This window comes from Halovenus carboxidivorans, assembly GCF_009831575.1.
Lineage (GTDB): Archaea > Halobacteriota > Halobacteria > Halobacteriales > Haloarculaceae > Halovenus > Halovenus carboxidivorans.
Window position 1 is genome coordinate 95031 of the sequence record NZ_WUUT01000004.1, and the last position, 14278, is coordinate 109308.

At 65.6% G+C, this 14278-nt stretch carries 18 protein-coding genes; 9 read left to right on the forward strand and 9 right to left on the reverse strand.

The genetic code is table 11. The annotated features are described in order from the left end of the window. Positions 1-300 precede the first annotated feature (300 nt). The 3 genes from GRX03_RS11035 to GRX03_RS11045 form a co-directional block, all read right to left on the reverse strand. Entirely contained in the window at positions 301-1569 is a 1269-nt protein-coding gene (locus GRX03_RS11035; protein WP_394351733.1) for a LeuA family protein, read from the reverse strand. An 86-nt stretch (positions 1570-1655) separates the two neighbouring features. Beyond that, positions 1656-3020 (reverse strand): MEDS domain-containing protein, encoded by a 1365-nt coding sequence (locus GRX03_RS11040; protein ID WP_159764266.1) that lies wholly within the window; start codon positions 3018-3020, stop codon positions 1656-1658. A 123-nt stretch (positions 3021-3143) separates the two neighbouring features. Then, positions 3144-4103, reverse strand: a complete 960-nt coding sequence (locus GRX03_RS11045; protein WP_159764267.1) for an aminopeptidase — start codon at positions 4101-4103, stop codon at positions 3144-3146. A gap of 101 nt (positions 4104-4204) precedes the next feature. Here GRX03_RS11045 and GRX03_RS11050 point away from each other — a divergent pair, with 101 nt between their 5' ends. Next, the gene (locus GRX03_RS11050) at positions 4205-4630 is read left to right on the forward strand and encodes a hypothetical protein (protein ID WP_159764268.1); all 426 of its coding nucleotides are present in this window, start codon (positions 4205-4207) and stop codon (positions 4628-4630) included. An 83-nt stretch (positions 4631-4713) separates the two neighbouring features. Here the strand turns inward: GRX03_RS11050 and GRX03_RS11055 are convergent, their stop codons facing one another. Together GRX03_RS11055 and GRX03_RS11060 are read right to left on the reverse strand one after the other, a co-directional pair. Continuing rightward, positions 4714-5064 (reverse strand): helix-turn-helix transcriptional regulator, encoded by a 351-nt coding sequence (locus GRX03_RS11055; protein ID WP_159764269.1) that lies wholly within the window; start codon positions 5062-5064, stop codon positions 4714-4716. 52 nt (positions 5065-5116) lie between these two features. Next, entirely contained in the window at positions 5117-5860 is a 744-nt protein-coding gene (locus tag GRX03_RS11060) for an NRDE family protein (protein WP_368278343.1), read from the reverse strand. Positions 5861-5944: 84 nt separating this feature from the next. Between GRX03_RS11060 and GRX03_RS11065 the strand changes: the two genes are divergently transcribed. From GRX03_RS11065 to GRX03_RS11095, 7 genes are all read left to right on the forward strand, one after another. After that, a complete protein-coding gene (locus GRX03_RS11065) occupies positions 5945-6742 on the forward strand; it encodes a cyclase family protein (protein ID WP_159764271.1) in 798 nt (265 codons plus the stop codon). Then, positions 6739-7698: a fumarylacetoacetate hydrolase family protein gene (locus GRX03_RS11070; protein WP_159764272.1), complete on the forward strand. Its 960-nt coding sequence runs from the start codon at positions 6739-6741 to the stop codon at positions 7696-7698. The genes GRX03_RS11065 and GRX03_RS11070 overlap by 4 nt, the downstream gene beginning before the upstream one ends. An 81-nt stretch (positions 7699-7779) precedes the next feature. Further along, a complete protein-coding gene (locus tag GRX03_RS11075) occupies positions 7780-7935 on the forward strand; it encodes a hypothetical protein (RefSeq protein ID WP_159764273.1) in 156 nt (51 codons plus the stop codon). 36 nt (positions 7936-7971) lie between these two features. After that, positions 7972-8301, forward strand: a complete 330-nt coding sequence (locus GRX03_RS16900; RefSeq protein WP_159764274.1) for a DUF5658 family protein — start codon at positions 7972-7974, stop codon at positions 8299-8301. A 44-nt stretch (positions 8302-8345) separates the two neighbouring features. After that, positions 8346-9101: a proteasome assembly chaperone family protein gene (locus GRX03_RS11085; RefSeq protein WP_159764275.1), complete on the forward strand. Its 756-nt coding sequence runs from the start codon at positions 8346-8348 to the stop codon at positions 9099-9101. Between the two features lie 99 nt (positions 9102-9200). Beyond that, a complete protein-coding gene (locus GRX03_RS11090) occupies positions 9201-10256 on the forward strand; it encodes a hypothetical protein (RefSeq protein ID WP_159764276.1) in 1056 nt (351 codons plus the stop codon). A 59-nt stretch (positions 10257-10315) separates the two neighbouring features. Then, entirely contained in the window at positions 10316-10501 is a 186-nt protein-coding gene (locus GRX03_RS11095; protein ID WP_159764277.1) for a hypothetical protein, read from the forward strand. Here GRX03_RS11095 and cutA read toward each other — a convergent pair whose 3' ends face one another. The 4 genes from cutA to radB all read right to left on the reverse strand — a co-directional run bounded on the left by cutA (position 10502) and on the right by radB (position 12551). Further along, the gene (gene cutA / locus GRX03_RS11100) at positions 10502-10801 is read right to left on the reverse strand and encodes a divalent-cation tolerance protein CutA (protein WP_159764278.1); all 300 of its coding nucleotides are present in this window, start codon (positions 10799-10801) and stop codon (positions 10502-10504) included. Position 10802: 1 nt separating this feature from the next. Then, on the reverse strand, positions 10803-10976 hold the full coding sequence (locus GRX03_RS16575; protein ID WP_201289225.1) for an HEWD family protein: 174 nt from the start codon (positions 10974-10976) through the stop codon (positions 10803-10805). A gap of 45 nt (positions 10977-11021) precedes the next feature. After that, on the reverse strand, positions 11022-11801 hold the full coding sequence (locus GRX03_RS11105) for an SDR family NAD(P)-dependent oxidoreductase (protein WP_159764279.1): 780 nt from the start codon (positions 11799-11801) through the stop codon (positions 11022-11024). Between the two features lie 66 nt (positions 11802-11867). Beyond that, positions 11868-12551, reverse strand: a complete 684-nt coding sequence (gene radB, locus GRX03_RS11110) for a DNA repair and recombination protein RadB (protein ID WP_368278346.1) — start codon at positions 12549-12551, stop codon at positions 11868-11870. A gap of 131 nt (positions 12552-12682) precedes the next feature. On the opposite strand from radB, the gene GRX03_RS11115 reads away from it, so the two are divergent. Next, complete coding sequence (locus tag GRX03_RS11115; protein WP_159764280.1) at positions 12683-14275, forward strand: sensor histidine kinase; 1593 nt, start codon at positions 12683-12685, stop codon at positions 14273-14275. The last annotated feature ends 3 nt before the right edge of the window (positions 14276-14278 follow it).

Here is a 14278-nt window from a genome sequence, read left to right on the forward strand (position 1 = left end):
TGTGTCATTGTCTGTCGTCTGCGCAGCACGGCTGGAGTACGATACGAACCGGAAAACTGGAGAATGGAATGCTGAGGGGCTATACCGCCCCTACAATACGGCCGATGACGGGCTGTCCCCGCCGGGAGCTGCTGCTGGCAACGGTCGGCCATCGGTTGCCAGCGTGCTGTCGCATCAGTACGTACCTCTGTTCGGGGTGGATAATAAACGTTCCGTGACAGAGCGCGACAGCAGGCGCCGCTGCTCGGTGGTCGCTGTGCGGCTGCTCGTCGACTCTGGAACGCCGAAGGGGTCATGGGGTCAGGCCCGAACCTCCCCTTCCCTGTTGCGGTCGACACCGACCTCGCGGGCGAACTTCTCCAGTTCGGACATCGTCACCCGCTGGGCTTCCGCGCCGAAGTCCTTGACTCGGCGCGTGACCTCGGTGACCTCCTCGTCGGTCGGGTCGAAGCCGGCCTCGATCAGCCGCTCCCGGACCGAGTGGGTACCGGTGTGTTTCCCGAGCACCAGCTCCCGCTCGGCACCGACCATCTCGGGGGTCATCACGCCCGGCTCGAAGGTGTCGGAGTTCTCGATCACGCCGGCCGCGTGAATCCCGCTCTCGTGGGAGAAGGCGTTCGAGCCGACGACGGGCTTGTTGCCCGGTACCGGAACGTCTGATTTCTCCTCAACGGTCCGGGATAGCTCCGTGATCGCCGTCGTGTCGATACCGGTGTCGACGTTGTACAGCGACTCTAAGGCCATCACGACCTCCTCGTAGGCGGCGTTGCCGGCCCGCTCGCCGATGCCGTTGACCGACACCTGCGCCTGGCTCGCGCCGGCCTCGTAGCCGGACAGCGCGTTGGCGGCCGCCAGCCCGAAGTCGTCGTGGGTGTGCACGTCGACGCGTGCGCCGCCAGCGTCGGCCACCTCGACGACCTTGCCGACCATCTTCTGGAAGCGGGTCGGCGTCGCGACCCCAGTCGTGTCGGGGATGTTAATCCAGTCCGCGCCGGCGTCGACGGTCTGCTCGACGATATCGAGCAGGAACGCCTCGTCGGTGCGTGTCGCATCCATCGGCGAGAACATGCACTCGACGCCGGCTTCTTTCACGCGCTCGACAGACTCGACGGCACGCTCGGCCGCGTCCTGGCGGGTCGCGTGCATGGAATCTTCGAGCTGGACGTCGCTGGTCGAGACGAACACGTGGACCATATCGACGCCACTGTCGAGCGCGGCCTCTACATCCTCCTCGACAACACGCGCCAGTCCGCAGATCGTCGTCGTACTCGTGTCGACGATGTCACGGACGGCCTCGAACTCCGCGTCGCTGTTAACGGGGAACCCGGCCTCGATGACGTGGGTTCCCATCTCGTCGAGCAGCGCCGCTATCTCACGTTTGTCCTCGTAGGAAAACGATGTTCGCGGCGTCTGCTCTCCGTCGCGGAGCGTGGTGTCGAAAATTCGTGCGTCTGTGATTTCAGACGTACTGTCCAGTGTGCCCTGGAAGAACTCGATCCGCCGGGGATTCCGACGTATCCTCGTTGTTGGACATAAGCATTCTACAAAGAACGAGCCAGCCTTATATATCTGTCTACCTCCGTCGCGACCCCGCGACGAGCGGACGGCTGACGGTGGCGGCCGGTTTACCCCCCAAAATCGACTCTCAGAGGCGGTTACTCCGAAATTCGCTTTGTAGTGATCTGGAGCCGGCTGCTGTCTTCCGGGAAGCTCACGGTTCCGTAGCCGCTCTCGATGATCCACTTCGCGAGCCAGAGATCCAGACCGGTCCCGTGTTTCAACTGTGTCTCGGTTCCGCGTTCGAGTGCGTCGCGGTCGGTAGCCGGAATGAGCGGTCGCTCCGCCTCGATGCTGATCGCGACGTTCTCCGGAGCGACTGGTTCGCAACTGATCGTTATCGCGGTGGGTTCTTCGGGTTCGCTCTGGACGATCGCGCTCAGCAACCGCACCAACGCCTCCCCGAAGGCGTTGCTGGTCGCTATCTGCACGTCTGTTTCGCCCTCGACGTTTAGAGTGGCGTCCGGATACTGATCGGTGACCTCCGCGACGACCTTCCGGAGCAGCGCCCTCAGGTCGAAGGAGTTGATCGTGGTCCGTTCGAGCGTCTGCTGAACGTACCGGGACTTTTCGGCGATTTCACAGACTCTACTGACGTGTTCGATCGCGTCGGCGAGTCGCTGTTGATCCTCCTCGCTCAGCGCGGCGCTCTCGCTGACGAGTTCGATGTTTCCGGTCACGACGTTCAGGTCGTTCCGGATGTTGTGCCGCAACACCCGACTGACGACTTCGAGCCGCTGTTCGCGCTGTTTCAGCTGTCGCTGTGTCCGCGCCAGATCGTAGGTCTGGTTGAGCATGAGCTTCGCGTCCAGCGCCACGTCGGTGTCGGCGGTGAACTCCTCCGGGGGGATGTAGTATGGATTGTCACACAACGTGTACTGGTAGATGAGTTGGTCGTGTGTCCACAGCGCCTTCGCCGCGGACTCGCGGCTGAACCGCGCGAGGTCGTACTGACACAGCGCCGTCACCGGGACATCCCCGCAGGCGTCGTCGAACTCGGATTCGAAGCTCAGAATCTGCTCGAACGGGACGTCGGTGTGGAAACACCACGTGTTCTCGCCGGCCGCGCACAGTCCGTCGTATCCTTCCTCGACGCTCTCTTCCGCGGCGGCTTCCAGCGTCGAAATCATCCGGTCGGAGTCGAACTCCGGGTCCAGGTAGGCCTCCGTCGCGTCTGTGATCGTGAGATCGCCGTCGGCGATTCGCTGGTCGACATCGATTCCGGCGTCTCGGAGCGACTGTCTGATCGCCTCGGGTCCGTTGCTCTCCGGGAAGTACAGACACTTCTTGCCCGACATCAGCCCGTAACAGAGATAGATCGTCGCAACCTCCAGTTGCACGTCCTGATCCTCGTAGAACAGCGCGAGATGTCGCGATAGATCCGCGCGGTCGAGTTCCGCGAACAGTTGCTCTTTCTGCCCGTCACCGGTGAACAGCCTGCTCGATTCCTCGTGCCTTGCCATCCTCCCCATGATATTATATACCACGGAATTCTAACCATATGAAGCTATTGAATTCGAAGCCAACGAGGCCAATTTGAGGGGTTTCAGAGCCTTAGGGCCGAACTGAGCAGACCGCCGTCGCCGCTACCGGTCGGCGGTCGGCAACGTCACTTCCTCGCCGTCCGCGTAGACCGTCGGCTCCGTCAGAATACCGTCGAGGTGGATCGGAACCTCGATATCCCCGCCGATTCCGTGGTCGTCCCCGATTGCGATGTGGACGGTACCGCCGGCCTTCTCGTCCAGCAGGACCGACCCGACGAGGTCGGCCACGGCGACGTTCGTCCCGATCCCGAGTTCGGCGAGGTTGTATGCGTCGTCGCCCGCCTCCGCCGCCGCGGCCTCGACCTCCTCCCGGAGGCCCTCGTCCTCGATACTGGTCACCGTCCCGTCTTCGACGGCAAACTCGACGGTGTGGCCGTCTTCGAGCTGGCCGTGGGGCATCATGGTCCCGTCGACGACGACCGTCCCGTCCGCGGTTTCGGGGCTGACGAACACCTCCCCCGCCGGCAGGTTCGAGAACTCGCCGGCCTCGTGGACGATGCCCGTGTCTTCGATCCACTCTCGGTCGCCCGGAACGAACGTGATGTCGGTGCCCTGCGGGGACGTCACGCGGATCTCCTCGGCGTCCTCGACCTGCGCGAGCACGTTCGCACACTCCTCGCGGATGCGCTCGTAGTCGGCGTCCAGTCCCATCAGGAAGACGCCGTCGGTGATGCCCGGCAGCGTCGCCATCCGCGCGCCGGCCTCGATCGCTTCGACTCGTGCGGTCGTGTGGCTGAGACTCTTCGTCGTCGGTGCGAGAACGACGTCGCTGTGTTTGATCGCCGCCGCGATTGGCTCCGGCGGTTCCTCGCCGTGCTGGTCGCCCGGCGGATACCTGAGTAGTACCGCGTCGTCGGTGATTTCGGAGGCAACGGCGTACAGCGCCTCCCCGATTGCCTGGCGGTTGTCGTCGGTGACGATTGCACACGATTCGGTCGGTTGGAGGTTCATACACTGTTCGACGGCCGTCCGTGCCGGCGCGTCGAGCGAACTGTTGGTCATGCACAGGTCAAGGGGTGGAACTCGGATAGTCGTTACCCATCCTCGCGACGGGCCACAGAAGTGACGACACCCTTTTCCCGCGGGCAACAAAAAGCGGTACTATGTCCGACCAACCTGCAGACGACGATTCCACAGCCGAGGAGAGCGAATCCGAAAACGCCGACGGTGAGGAGAAATCCTTCCGCGAGCGGGTCGAAGAGATCCGACAGCGCCGCGCCGAGGAAGGCGAGGGCGACGGCGAGGAGGGCGACCGCGCACCCCCCGAGGAGATGATGGGCGGAATGGGTGGCGGTGGCATGGGCGGCGGCAACCCCTTCGCGCAGATGATGGGCGGCATGATGGGCGGCGGCCCCGGCGGTATGGGCGGCATGGGCGGCGGTCCCGGCGGCCCCGGCGGTCGACCCGGACAGGACGAGGGTGACTCCGACAACGAGGAACTCGCCCGCGAGATGCGGAAACTGCGCGACGAGGTCCACGATATGCGGCGCTCGCTCGACCGGATCGCCGACGCGCTCGAAGACAACTAACACACCACTCCGTTTCTGCGTTCGAGTCACCTACCGGGAGCTACCGGACCGAGCGAGTACGAAAACTCCCGGGGATCGCTACGTCACTCCTCGTAGGCGAGGTTCATGACCCACTGCGAGAAGGCGTCGCTCTGCTCGTCGATCTCCTCGTCACCGATAAACGGCGAGAGCATGTCACCGGCCATCAGAAGCGAGAAATCGAGGTCGGCGGCCGTCGGCGACAGGTAGTAGGTGTTGTGTCCCTCGTGGACGGTCTCCTCGCGGTCGATCAGGTCCTTCTCGACGAGCGACTCGACGATCCGACTCCCCTTTCGCGAGGAGACATCCAGTTCCTTCCAGAAGTTGCTCTGGTGGATGCCGCCGGTCTCGCGGATCAGTGCGAGCCCCCGGCGTTCGTCCTCGGACAGCTCGTCCTCGGCAGTCTGCGTGCTCATGTTCCTACCAACATATGTGAGCCGGATAAATTTGACCTTCGATTGACTCCGGTCACGCGAACGGCACCTCGACCGGCTCGAACGCCGTCTCGCAGGGCGGCCCGTCGGCGTACCGGTACCGGGTCTCCGCCTCACCGACGTACAGCAGCGACGACGACCGCGTTCCGAACTGCTCACGGTGGATGCAGACGCCGTACTCGTGATCTCCGACCACCGTCGCGGCCCGGTCCAGCCACTCCTCGCCGGACTCGCCCGGCTCCGGCCGGAGCGCGGTGCGCACGGCGTCGGCGTTGCTGGCCTGCTGGGTCCCGTCGGCCTCCCGCCGTGCGGGAATGTCGTAGTTCCCGTCCGCGCCGACGTTGACGACGACGTGGACGCCGGGATCGAGCGTCGAGATCCGTCGGTTCCCGTCGTACTCGGCCAGCAGCGCGCTCGTGCTGTCCGCCACGACGAGATTGAACCCCTCGTAGGCGCGCTCGTCGAGTTCCCGCTCGACCAACCGCATCGCCTCGTCGGCGCTGGACTCCCCGAGCGCGTCCCGGACGAGCAGGCCGCGGGACCGGTCACCGTCGATCTGAGACGGCGTCCACCGGTTCGTGATCGCGACGAGCACTCCCGCGTCGTTGTAGCCGATCCACGTTCCCGCCGCCTCCTTGTCCTGGGGTGCGATCACCTGTCGACCCCAGTCCCGCGGGGCAGGCGGCTCGGACGGGCGGTCGAGAAACTCGTCGCGGTTGGCCGCGACGATCAACGGCGCTTCCTCGAAACACTGCCAGGCGAGCGTAATCGTACACACGGGACGTGGTAGGTGATCCTCGGTAAAAAGCGGGTGGACTCTCCCGGGCGAACAGTTACAACGGTGGCCGCCGCTGCTGTGTGTATGTTCACCGACTGGACTGTGATCGATCTCAGCATCGGGATCGAGGACGGGCCGGCCAGCGAACCGTATCCGGCGAACATCGAGCGAATGGATCATCGGGCCGGAGCGGAATCGCTCGCCGAAACGCTTCGGGAGCAGGACATCGACGTGACCGCCGACGACTTCCCCGACGGGACGGCCCTCGCCTGGGAAGAGATTGAAGCGATCACCCACACCGGCACACACATGGACGCACCGTACCACTACGGCCCGGAGAGCGAGGGCGAACCCGCGCGCCGCATCGACGACGTGCCGCTCGAGTGGTGTCTCGGCGAGGCAGTCGTCCTCGACGTGCGCCACCTCGATGCGGGCGAGGAGATCGGTGTCGACGACGTCGAGGACGCCGTGGACGCGCTCGATTACGACCTGACCGGCGACGAGATCGTCCTGCTCCAGACCGGTGCCGACGAACGCTGGGGGGAGGCGAGCTACCTGACGGAGTTCCCCGGGATGGGGAGGGATGCGACGAGATATCTCGTCGAGCAGGGGATTCGCGTGATCGGTACCGACGCCTACGGCTTCGATAAACCCTTCGCGGAGATGGGTCGACGGTTCGAGCGGACCGGCGACGCCGGGGAGTTGTGGCCGGCCCACCTCGCCGGTCGCGAGGGCGAGTACTGCCAGATCGAGAAGATGGCCAACCTCGACGCCCTGCCCCGGAAGACCGAGGTCCCGCTGATCGCACAGCCGATCAAGGTCGAGGACGGCAGCGCCGGGTGGGTGCGTCCGCTGGCGGTGTTTCCGGAGGTGGGCGCATGAAACTCGCCAGTTTCGCGGTCGACACTCCTGTCGGGCCACAGCGACGGGTCGGGGCGGTCGACGGCGACGACCTCGTGGACGTGACGACGGCGTACGCGGCCGCGCTCGCGGCCGACGGCGATGCCGACCCGGTGACTATCGCACAAGCGCACGCTCCGCCGGAGATGGTTGCCTTTCTCCGGCGCGGCGACCGGGCTCTGGAGGCCGCACAGACGGCAAAGACCTACGCCGCCGAGACGGACGACGAGACCGGACCCAACGGTGGCCGCCTCGTCTTCCCCGAGGAGGACGTGGATCTGCTCGCGCCGGTCCCGCGGCCGAACTCTCTGCGCGATTTCATGGTCTACGAGGAACACGTCAAAAACGCCATGGGCGAGGACCCGCCCGACGTGTGGTACGAGATGCCGGTCTACTACAAGTCAAACGCCGACAGCGTGGTCGGGCCGGGCGTCGAGGTCGAGTGGCCGGCGTACTCCGATCTGATGGACTACGAACTGGAGATTGCGGCGGTCATCGGCAAGGAGGGGAGAGATATTCCCGCGGAGGAGGCAGAGGAGTACGTCGCCGGCTACACCATCTTCAACGACTTCAGCGCCCGAGACATCCAGGGCGAGGAGATGGAGGCCCGTCTCGGGCCGGCGAAGGGGAAAGACTTCGCCAACGCCTTCGGCCCGTATCTGGTGACGGCGGACGCCTTCGATCCGGAAGCGGCGACGATGCGTGCGAAAGTCGACGGCGAGACGTGGTCCGAGGGGACCCCCGGCGAGATGTACCACTCCTTTGCCGACATCATCGAACACGTCTCCCAGAGCGAGACGCTCCATCCCGGCGACGTGCTCGGGAGCGGGACCGTGGGCGAAGGATGTGGTCTCGAACTCGGCAAGTTCCTCGAATCGGGGAACACTGTCACGCTTGAAGTCGACGGCATCGGGGCCCTCGAAAACACCGTCAGGTGACCGCCACGGCACTCCTTACCCCGTTCTCACAAACGATACTCGGGGGGTATTGCTTAAACCGATTGACTGCCCAGTTCGGGTATGGGTCAGGGAAGACTTGGGGACGTCTCTTCGGAGACCACCGACTCCGAAGCGGGGGCGACAGCGACGGATACGTACATTTCACCGCTCGCTGACTTCCTGCTGTTCTTTACGCTGACAGTCGTCGCTGCGGCCGCGATGGTCGTGTTGCTGTAGCGAACACTTTAGTTGGACTGCGAACAACGTCCTGCCGTGTCGGGGAACACGGGAGTCGTCGCCGCTGCTATCGATAACCAGCCCGCACTCTGGGTTCTCGCGGTCGTCCTGTACGGGATCGGTGATACCGTGACGACGTTGCTCGGTCTCCACAGCGAGGGGGTGACAGAAGGCGGGCCGGTCGCCCTGTTCGTCTTCGGACAGGGCGGAGTCCCTGGGTTCCTGCTGTTGAAGATCGGGTTCGTCGGCACCTGCTTTCTGGTCTGGTATCTCGTTCGGACGCCGGGACGCGTGGCGATTCCGCTCGCGCTCGCCGTCGTCGGGGCGGTCGTGACCTGCTGGAACCTGTTCGTGATTCTCTCCTGACCGTGACCCTCCCGTTCATGAGGGTGGCGGCCAACAGTATCGGTATGCCACGAGACACGGCGTTCACGATCGACTGTCCGGAGATTGCTCCCGGACAGACGTTGCTCGTCGGGCTCGCTTCGCCGGGCATGGCGAGTCTGACGGCGGCCACGCATATCGTCGAGGAACACGAGGCGACAGAGATCGGTCACGTCGCGCCGGCGGAACTCCCCGCTATCACCCCCTTCGAGGACGGCACTCCCCGCCATCACACCCGACTGTACGACATCGACGGCGAGAGTATCGTCGTCCTGTTGAGCGAGTTGTTCGTCCCGCCGTGGGCCGCCCGGCCGTTCGTCGAGGAGGTGCTCGACTGGGCGACGGACAGTCAGATCGCCGAGATTGCGATGCTCCACCCCGTCGCGTACGAGCACGCCCCCGACGATCACCAGGTCTTCTACGTCGCCACCGAGGAGTACGAAACCGAGCGCCTCGACGGCGACGTCCCGCCGATGTCCGGCGGCGTGCTCGACGGGGTTCCAAGCGAGTTCCTGAGCCACAGTCTCCGCGGCGAAGGGCCGCCGACCGGGATCTACGTGACTCCCGCTCATCCCCCTGGGCCCGATATCGACGGTGCGTTGCTGTTTCTCGATGCCGTCGAATCGACCTACGACCTCGATATCGACCGGTCGGAACTCGAGGACTTCTCGCGGGAGATCAAACAGCACTACGAGACGCTGGCCGAGCGGATGGCCACGCTCGACGAGGCCGAGCAGTCCCGCGACGACCGCGAGTTCTACGCGGATCGGATGTACATGTAACGACGGCGGGACGACAGCGTCACAACTATGAGCCACCTGGACGCAGTGGCTGGTAATGGATCGGTCTGTCGACGACGCCGTCGTCCGAGGGGAAAGCAGATGCTCCTGACTGTCGGTACGGCGATTGTGCTGCTCGCCGGACTGCTCGGCGGCGCACTCGGCGCGGCAGTCGGGGCGGCATCGGCGCTCGGACTCGCCGGCGTCGTCATCGTCGTCGGCGAACTCGCGACCCTGTTCGTCCTCGACGGGAACGCGGTCGGACTGCTCGCGACGCTCGGCGTCGACGGCGCACCGACGGCCGCCGGCCCGGTGTCGGCACTCGGCGTCGGCCCGCTGTTCGGCCCGCACGTCGCGTTCGCGGGCGGGGTCGGAGCGGCGGCCTACGCCGCCCGGAAGGGACCGATCGACACCGGATTCCGGTATCACCAGGCGAAACAGATCCGACGACCGCTGTTCGGACGGCCGCGGGCGGTTCTCGTCGGCGGGTGTTTCGGCGTCGCCGGCGTCGCCCTCGGAGCACTCGGGAGCTATCTCCCGGTCGATCCGGTCGCGTTCGCCGTCGTCGGGTCGGCACTGCTCGTCCGTCTCACCGTCGGCTACCCGCTGGTCGGCCGCTTCGACGGCAAGCGACTGCTCGACATGTCTCCGTTCGAGGAGGGGGCGTACTGGGGCGGTGACGGCTACGACACGGCCGACGGCATCGCCGGCCGACACGCCGTCGAGCCGTGGCAACCCCGGTACTACGAGTGGTGGATCGTCGCCATCATCGGGGTCGTCGGCGGAGCAGTCGGCGCCGTGCTCGCGCTGGCCACCGACAGCGTCTACCTCCCGTTTGGCCTCTCGCTCGTGAGTCTGTTCGCGCTCGTGTTCGGCCTTCGCGTCGGACGCTACCCGATCCCGGTTACGTTTCACGTCGTCCTCCCGGCCGCTATCGCCGCACTCGCGGTCGGTAACGGATTTCCGCTCGGGCTCGCTTCCGGGACGGCGATGGGCGTGGTCGGTGCGGGACTCGGTGAACTCGGCCAGCGCGTTTTCTACGCCCACGGCGACACGCACGTCGATCCCGCGTTCGTTTCGCTCCTCCTGAGTAGCCTGCTGATATCGGTGCTCGTCCTCGCGGGCGTGTTCGACGGCGGACCGGTGCCGTACCTCTGAGCGGCCGACTGTGTCCGCGCACCGTAATCGGTACGTTCTGTGAGCGTGTATGTACGCACATGAGCGAGAGCGAGGACGACAGCGGTCCGCTCGTCGCACTCAGCGGCGGCCTCGGTGCCACGGTGGGGTCGGCCCTCGCCGGCCTCACGTCCGTCTCACTCGGGGCGCTGGCACTCGCCGCCGGTGTCGGTGCGGCAGTCGGTTACGGAAGCTACCGCGTTCTCGACGGGGTTCGTGCCGAGTAATCAGGTGTTCTCCGCTCGCCACTCCGCGAAGGCCCCGAGCACGTCCGACTCCTCGAAGCGCTCGATACACGGCACGTCGTAGGGGTGGAGCTCGCGGAGTCGCGCTTTCAGCGCCGGATACCGGTCGTCGGTGGTCTTCACTAGCAGAATGAGTTCGTCGTCTTCGTGCACGTCGCCCTCCCAGCGGTAGACCGACGAGCACTCGACGGTGTTCACGCAGGCGGCGAGTTCCTCCTCGACGACGGTTCGTGCAATCTCCGCGCCCGCCCCCGGCGGTGCCGTGACGTAAACGGTGGGCATCTCAGGACTCGGATTCCTGCAGTGGGTTGTACTGCCCGTTGATGTCCCACTCGTGCAGACAGTGCGGCGTGCCCTTCTCGTCGTCGGCGACGAACGTCTGGCTGTCCTCGTCCCACCGTTCGACGCGACCGCAGCGCTCGCAGGTTCGTTCGGTCGGCGGATCGATAGTTACCATATCTGACGGAACGACGCGGAGCGTAATGAATCGTGCTATCGCGGGTCAGTACCACGTCCCGCCGGAGTCGATGTTGATGTCCTGGGCGGTGATCTGCCGCCCGGCGTCGCTCGCGAGATACGCGATCATCTCCGCGATGTTCTCGGCGTCGATGAACTCCGCCAGCGCGAGGTCGTCGAAGTACTCCTCCTCGCGGACGGTGTCGGGAGAGACGCCGCGCTCCTCTGCCTGTGCCTCGATCACGCGCTCGATCCGCGGCCCCTCGACGGGACCGGGACAGATCGTGTTCACCGTGATATCGTCGCCGCCGAGTTCGTGCGCCCAGGTCCGACTCATTCCGATCATCGCCATGTTCGCTGCCGCGTACGGCGTTCGGTTGGGGTAGGGTCGCTTGCCGCCGATCGAGGAGATGTTGACGACCGTTCCGCGCTCGCTCTCCCTGAGGGCGTCGACACCGTGTTTCAGACAGAGAAACGGCCCCGTCACCTTGACATCGGTCATCTGCGTGAACTCGTCGGTCGCGATCTCACCGACCGGCGCGGTCGGCCCCTCGATGCCCGCGTTGTTCACGAGAATATCCAGCCCGCCGAACGTCTCGACTGTCTCGGCAATCGACGCCTCGACGTTGGCTTCGTCGGTGACATCCGTCTCGACGGCCAGCGTCTGCTCCGGTGTATCGATCCGCTCGGCGGTCTCGTAGATCCCGTCCGAGCGGGCGGCCAGCGCCACGTTGACGCCGTAGTCCGCCAACGTGACCGCGATTTCCTCGCCGATACCCTGGCTCGCGCCCGTAACGAACGCAGTCGCGCCTTCGAGTTCGTCCATACAGGCCGATTCACGGCCGACCGCCTTCAGCGTGTGTGCTGGCGAACCGACAGGACGGCTGTCGGCTCACCGCTCGGTCCCGACCAGGCCGGTGTCAGTGATGCGGAACTGCGCCGTCTCGCCGGCCTCCCTGCTGTGGTGTTTCTCCAGCGTCGCCCGGCGGTTGCCGCCACGAAAGCGGTCCAGGCGGAGAATCAGCGCCGACCAGTGATCCAGCGTATGTCCGCCGAGTCCGCTGGTCGCGTCGCTGTCCGGATCGGTGTAGACCTGGTTGGTAAAGGCGACGGCGAGATCGTACTTCCGGGCGAGCGAGAGGAGATGCGTGATCTGTCGCCCGACCGCCCGGAGCGCGTCGCCCTCGTCCTGTTCGGTTCGTTCGAGCCGGTAGAACCCGGTCGCGCTGTCGAGCGCGACGAAATCGACCTGGTCGGCGAACTCGGCGGCGTCCTGGACGGCCTCGCGCTGCTCCTCGAAGTCGTACGCCTCCGTGATGATGATTCGGGAGGCGATGGTATCGAGGTCGGTGTCGTAGGGCTGGGCGAGTTGTTCGAGGCGTTCGACCGGCATTCCCTCGGTGTCGATATACAGGGCGGATCCGCCGGAAGCGGCCACCTCGACGGCCGCCGAGAGGACGAGATTGCTCTTGCCGGCGGCCGGCGCGCCGTAGATCTGCGTCGCGGCCCCCCGCTCGAAGCCGCCGCCGAGCAGCCTGTCGATCGGCTCGCAACCGGTCGGAATCGGGTCTGTCACTGCCTGCTCGTTGGGTCGCTCTCACATATAACCCTTAGTTTCCCCCGGTCGCCCTCACCTCTCCGGACGGTTGTGCGCCGGCCGCGTGACCGTCCCCAAACATTATCGAACCGTCCTCCGTAGTTGGAGTAATGAACTGGCGGTCACTGTCACCGTGGGGGCTCGTCATCGCACTTCTCGGATTCGTTCTCACGCGGATGACCGTGACGTTAGCGGCCCAGGAGTCAACCCGGCAGTTTCTGTTCGCGGGGATCGTTCCGCTGGTTCTCGGTCTCTCGCTGACGGCCTTCGGCGTCATCCTCACCGTCGGGGCCTACGACCAGACGCTGTTGCGCAGGACCGCGCTGTGGTCGATCGCCGGCACCGGCGGCATGGCGGTTCTGGTCGTGTTGACGGCGCTCGGCACCCAGTCGGATGTCTCGACGATGGCGGAGTTCCGCCAGCAGACGTATCTCTCGAATTTCCTCATCGGCGGCGCGGTCGGCGGAACGCTGACCGGCCTCTACGCCGCCCGCAACCGCAGACACCGCCGTGATCTGAAACGGCAGGCGAACCGGCTCATCCTCCTGAACCGACTGCTGCGGGACAAGGTGATCAACTCCGCGACCGCGATCAAGGGTCACGCCTCCGTCCTCGCCGACGGCGACCGAACCGAATCCATCGACGTGATCGACGGACAGACCGACGATATCATCGAGACGGTCGAGAACGTCAAGTACCTCTCCGAGACTGCCGACCGCTCCGACCGCTCGCTCGGCGCGGTCGACGTGATCGACTGCCTCGACAGCGAGATCGACGCCGTCCGTGATCTCGCGCCGGAGGCGGAGATCACCGTCGAGACGCCCGCAGAGGACGTCCTGGTCCGCGCGAACGCCCAACTCGCGGAGGTCTTCCGCCAGTTGCTCCTGAACGCGGTCGAGTACGCCGACGAGAACGCCCCCCGGGTCGATGCGAGCGTCGACCTCGCGCCGAATCACGTCACCGTCCACATCTCGGACACCGGTCCCGGGCTGCCGGCGGATCAGCGGGCGCTGCTCGAACGCGGCGAAATTGCGGAGTTCGACGACCCGACGACGGGATTCGGGCTGAACATCGTTCGTCTCCTCGTCGAGAGCTTCGACGGGCAGATCACGACCACAGTCGACAGCTCCGGGACGACCGTCTCGCTTCGACTCCCCCGGGAAGGGGCGACACTCGGGACCAGTTCTCCCGGGGCGACCGCGACCACCGCCGGGGTCGCCCCCTCGCGCGTCGCCCTCGCGGTCGGTGCCTCGCTGGTCGCCGGCGCCGTCATGGCTCTCGCGATGCTCGTCGTGGGCGGTGACGTTCCGGTCATCGGCGCACTCTACGGCGTCGACAACCTCATCGTCGCAACCATCTCCCACGAGTTCCACAGCGTCGTCTTCGGGCTCGTCTACGCCGGTCTGCTGTCGGCGCTGCCCGCCGAATCGAGCCGTCGGCTCCGGCACCAGATGGGAATCGCGGTCGGGTTCTCGCTCGCGCTGTGGCTCGTCGCCGCGGGAGTGGTAATGCCGCTCTGGCTCCGTGCGCTCGGACTCGACGCGACCGTGCCGATGCTCTCGGCTCCCTCGCTACTCGGTCACCTCCTCTGGGGGCTCAGCCTCAGTGCGCTCTACTTCTACGGGGACCGCTGGCTCGCGGACTCGGATCCCTCCGCGTCGGCCTCGCTTTTCGAGCGCCTCTCACGGGTTCCGGAGAACTGATCC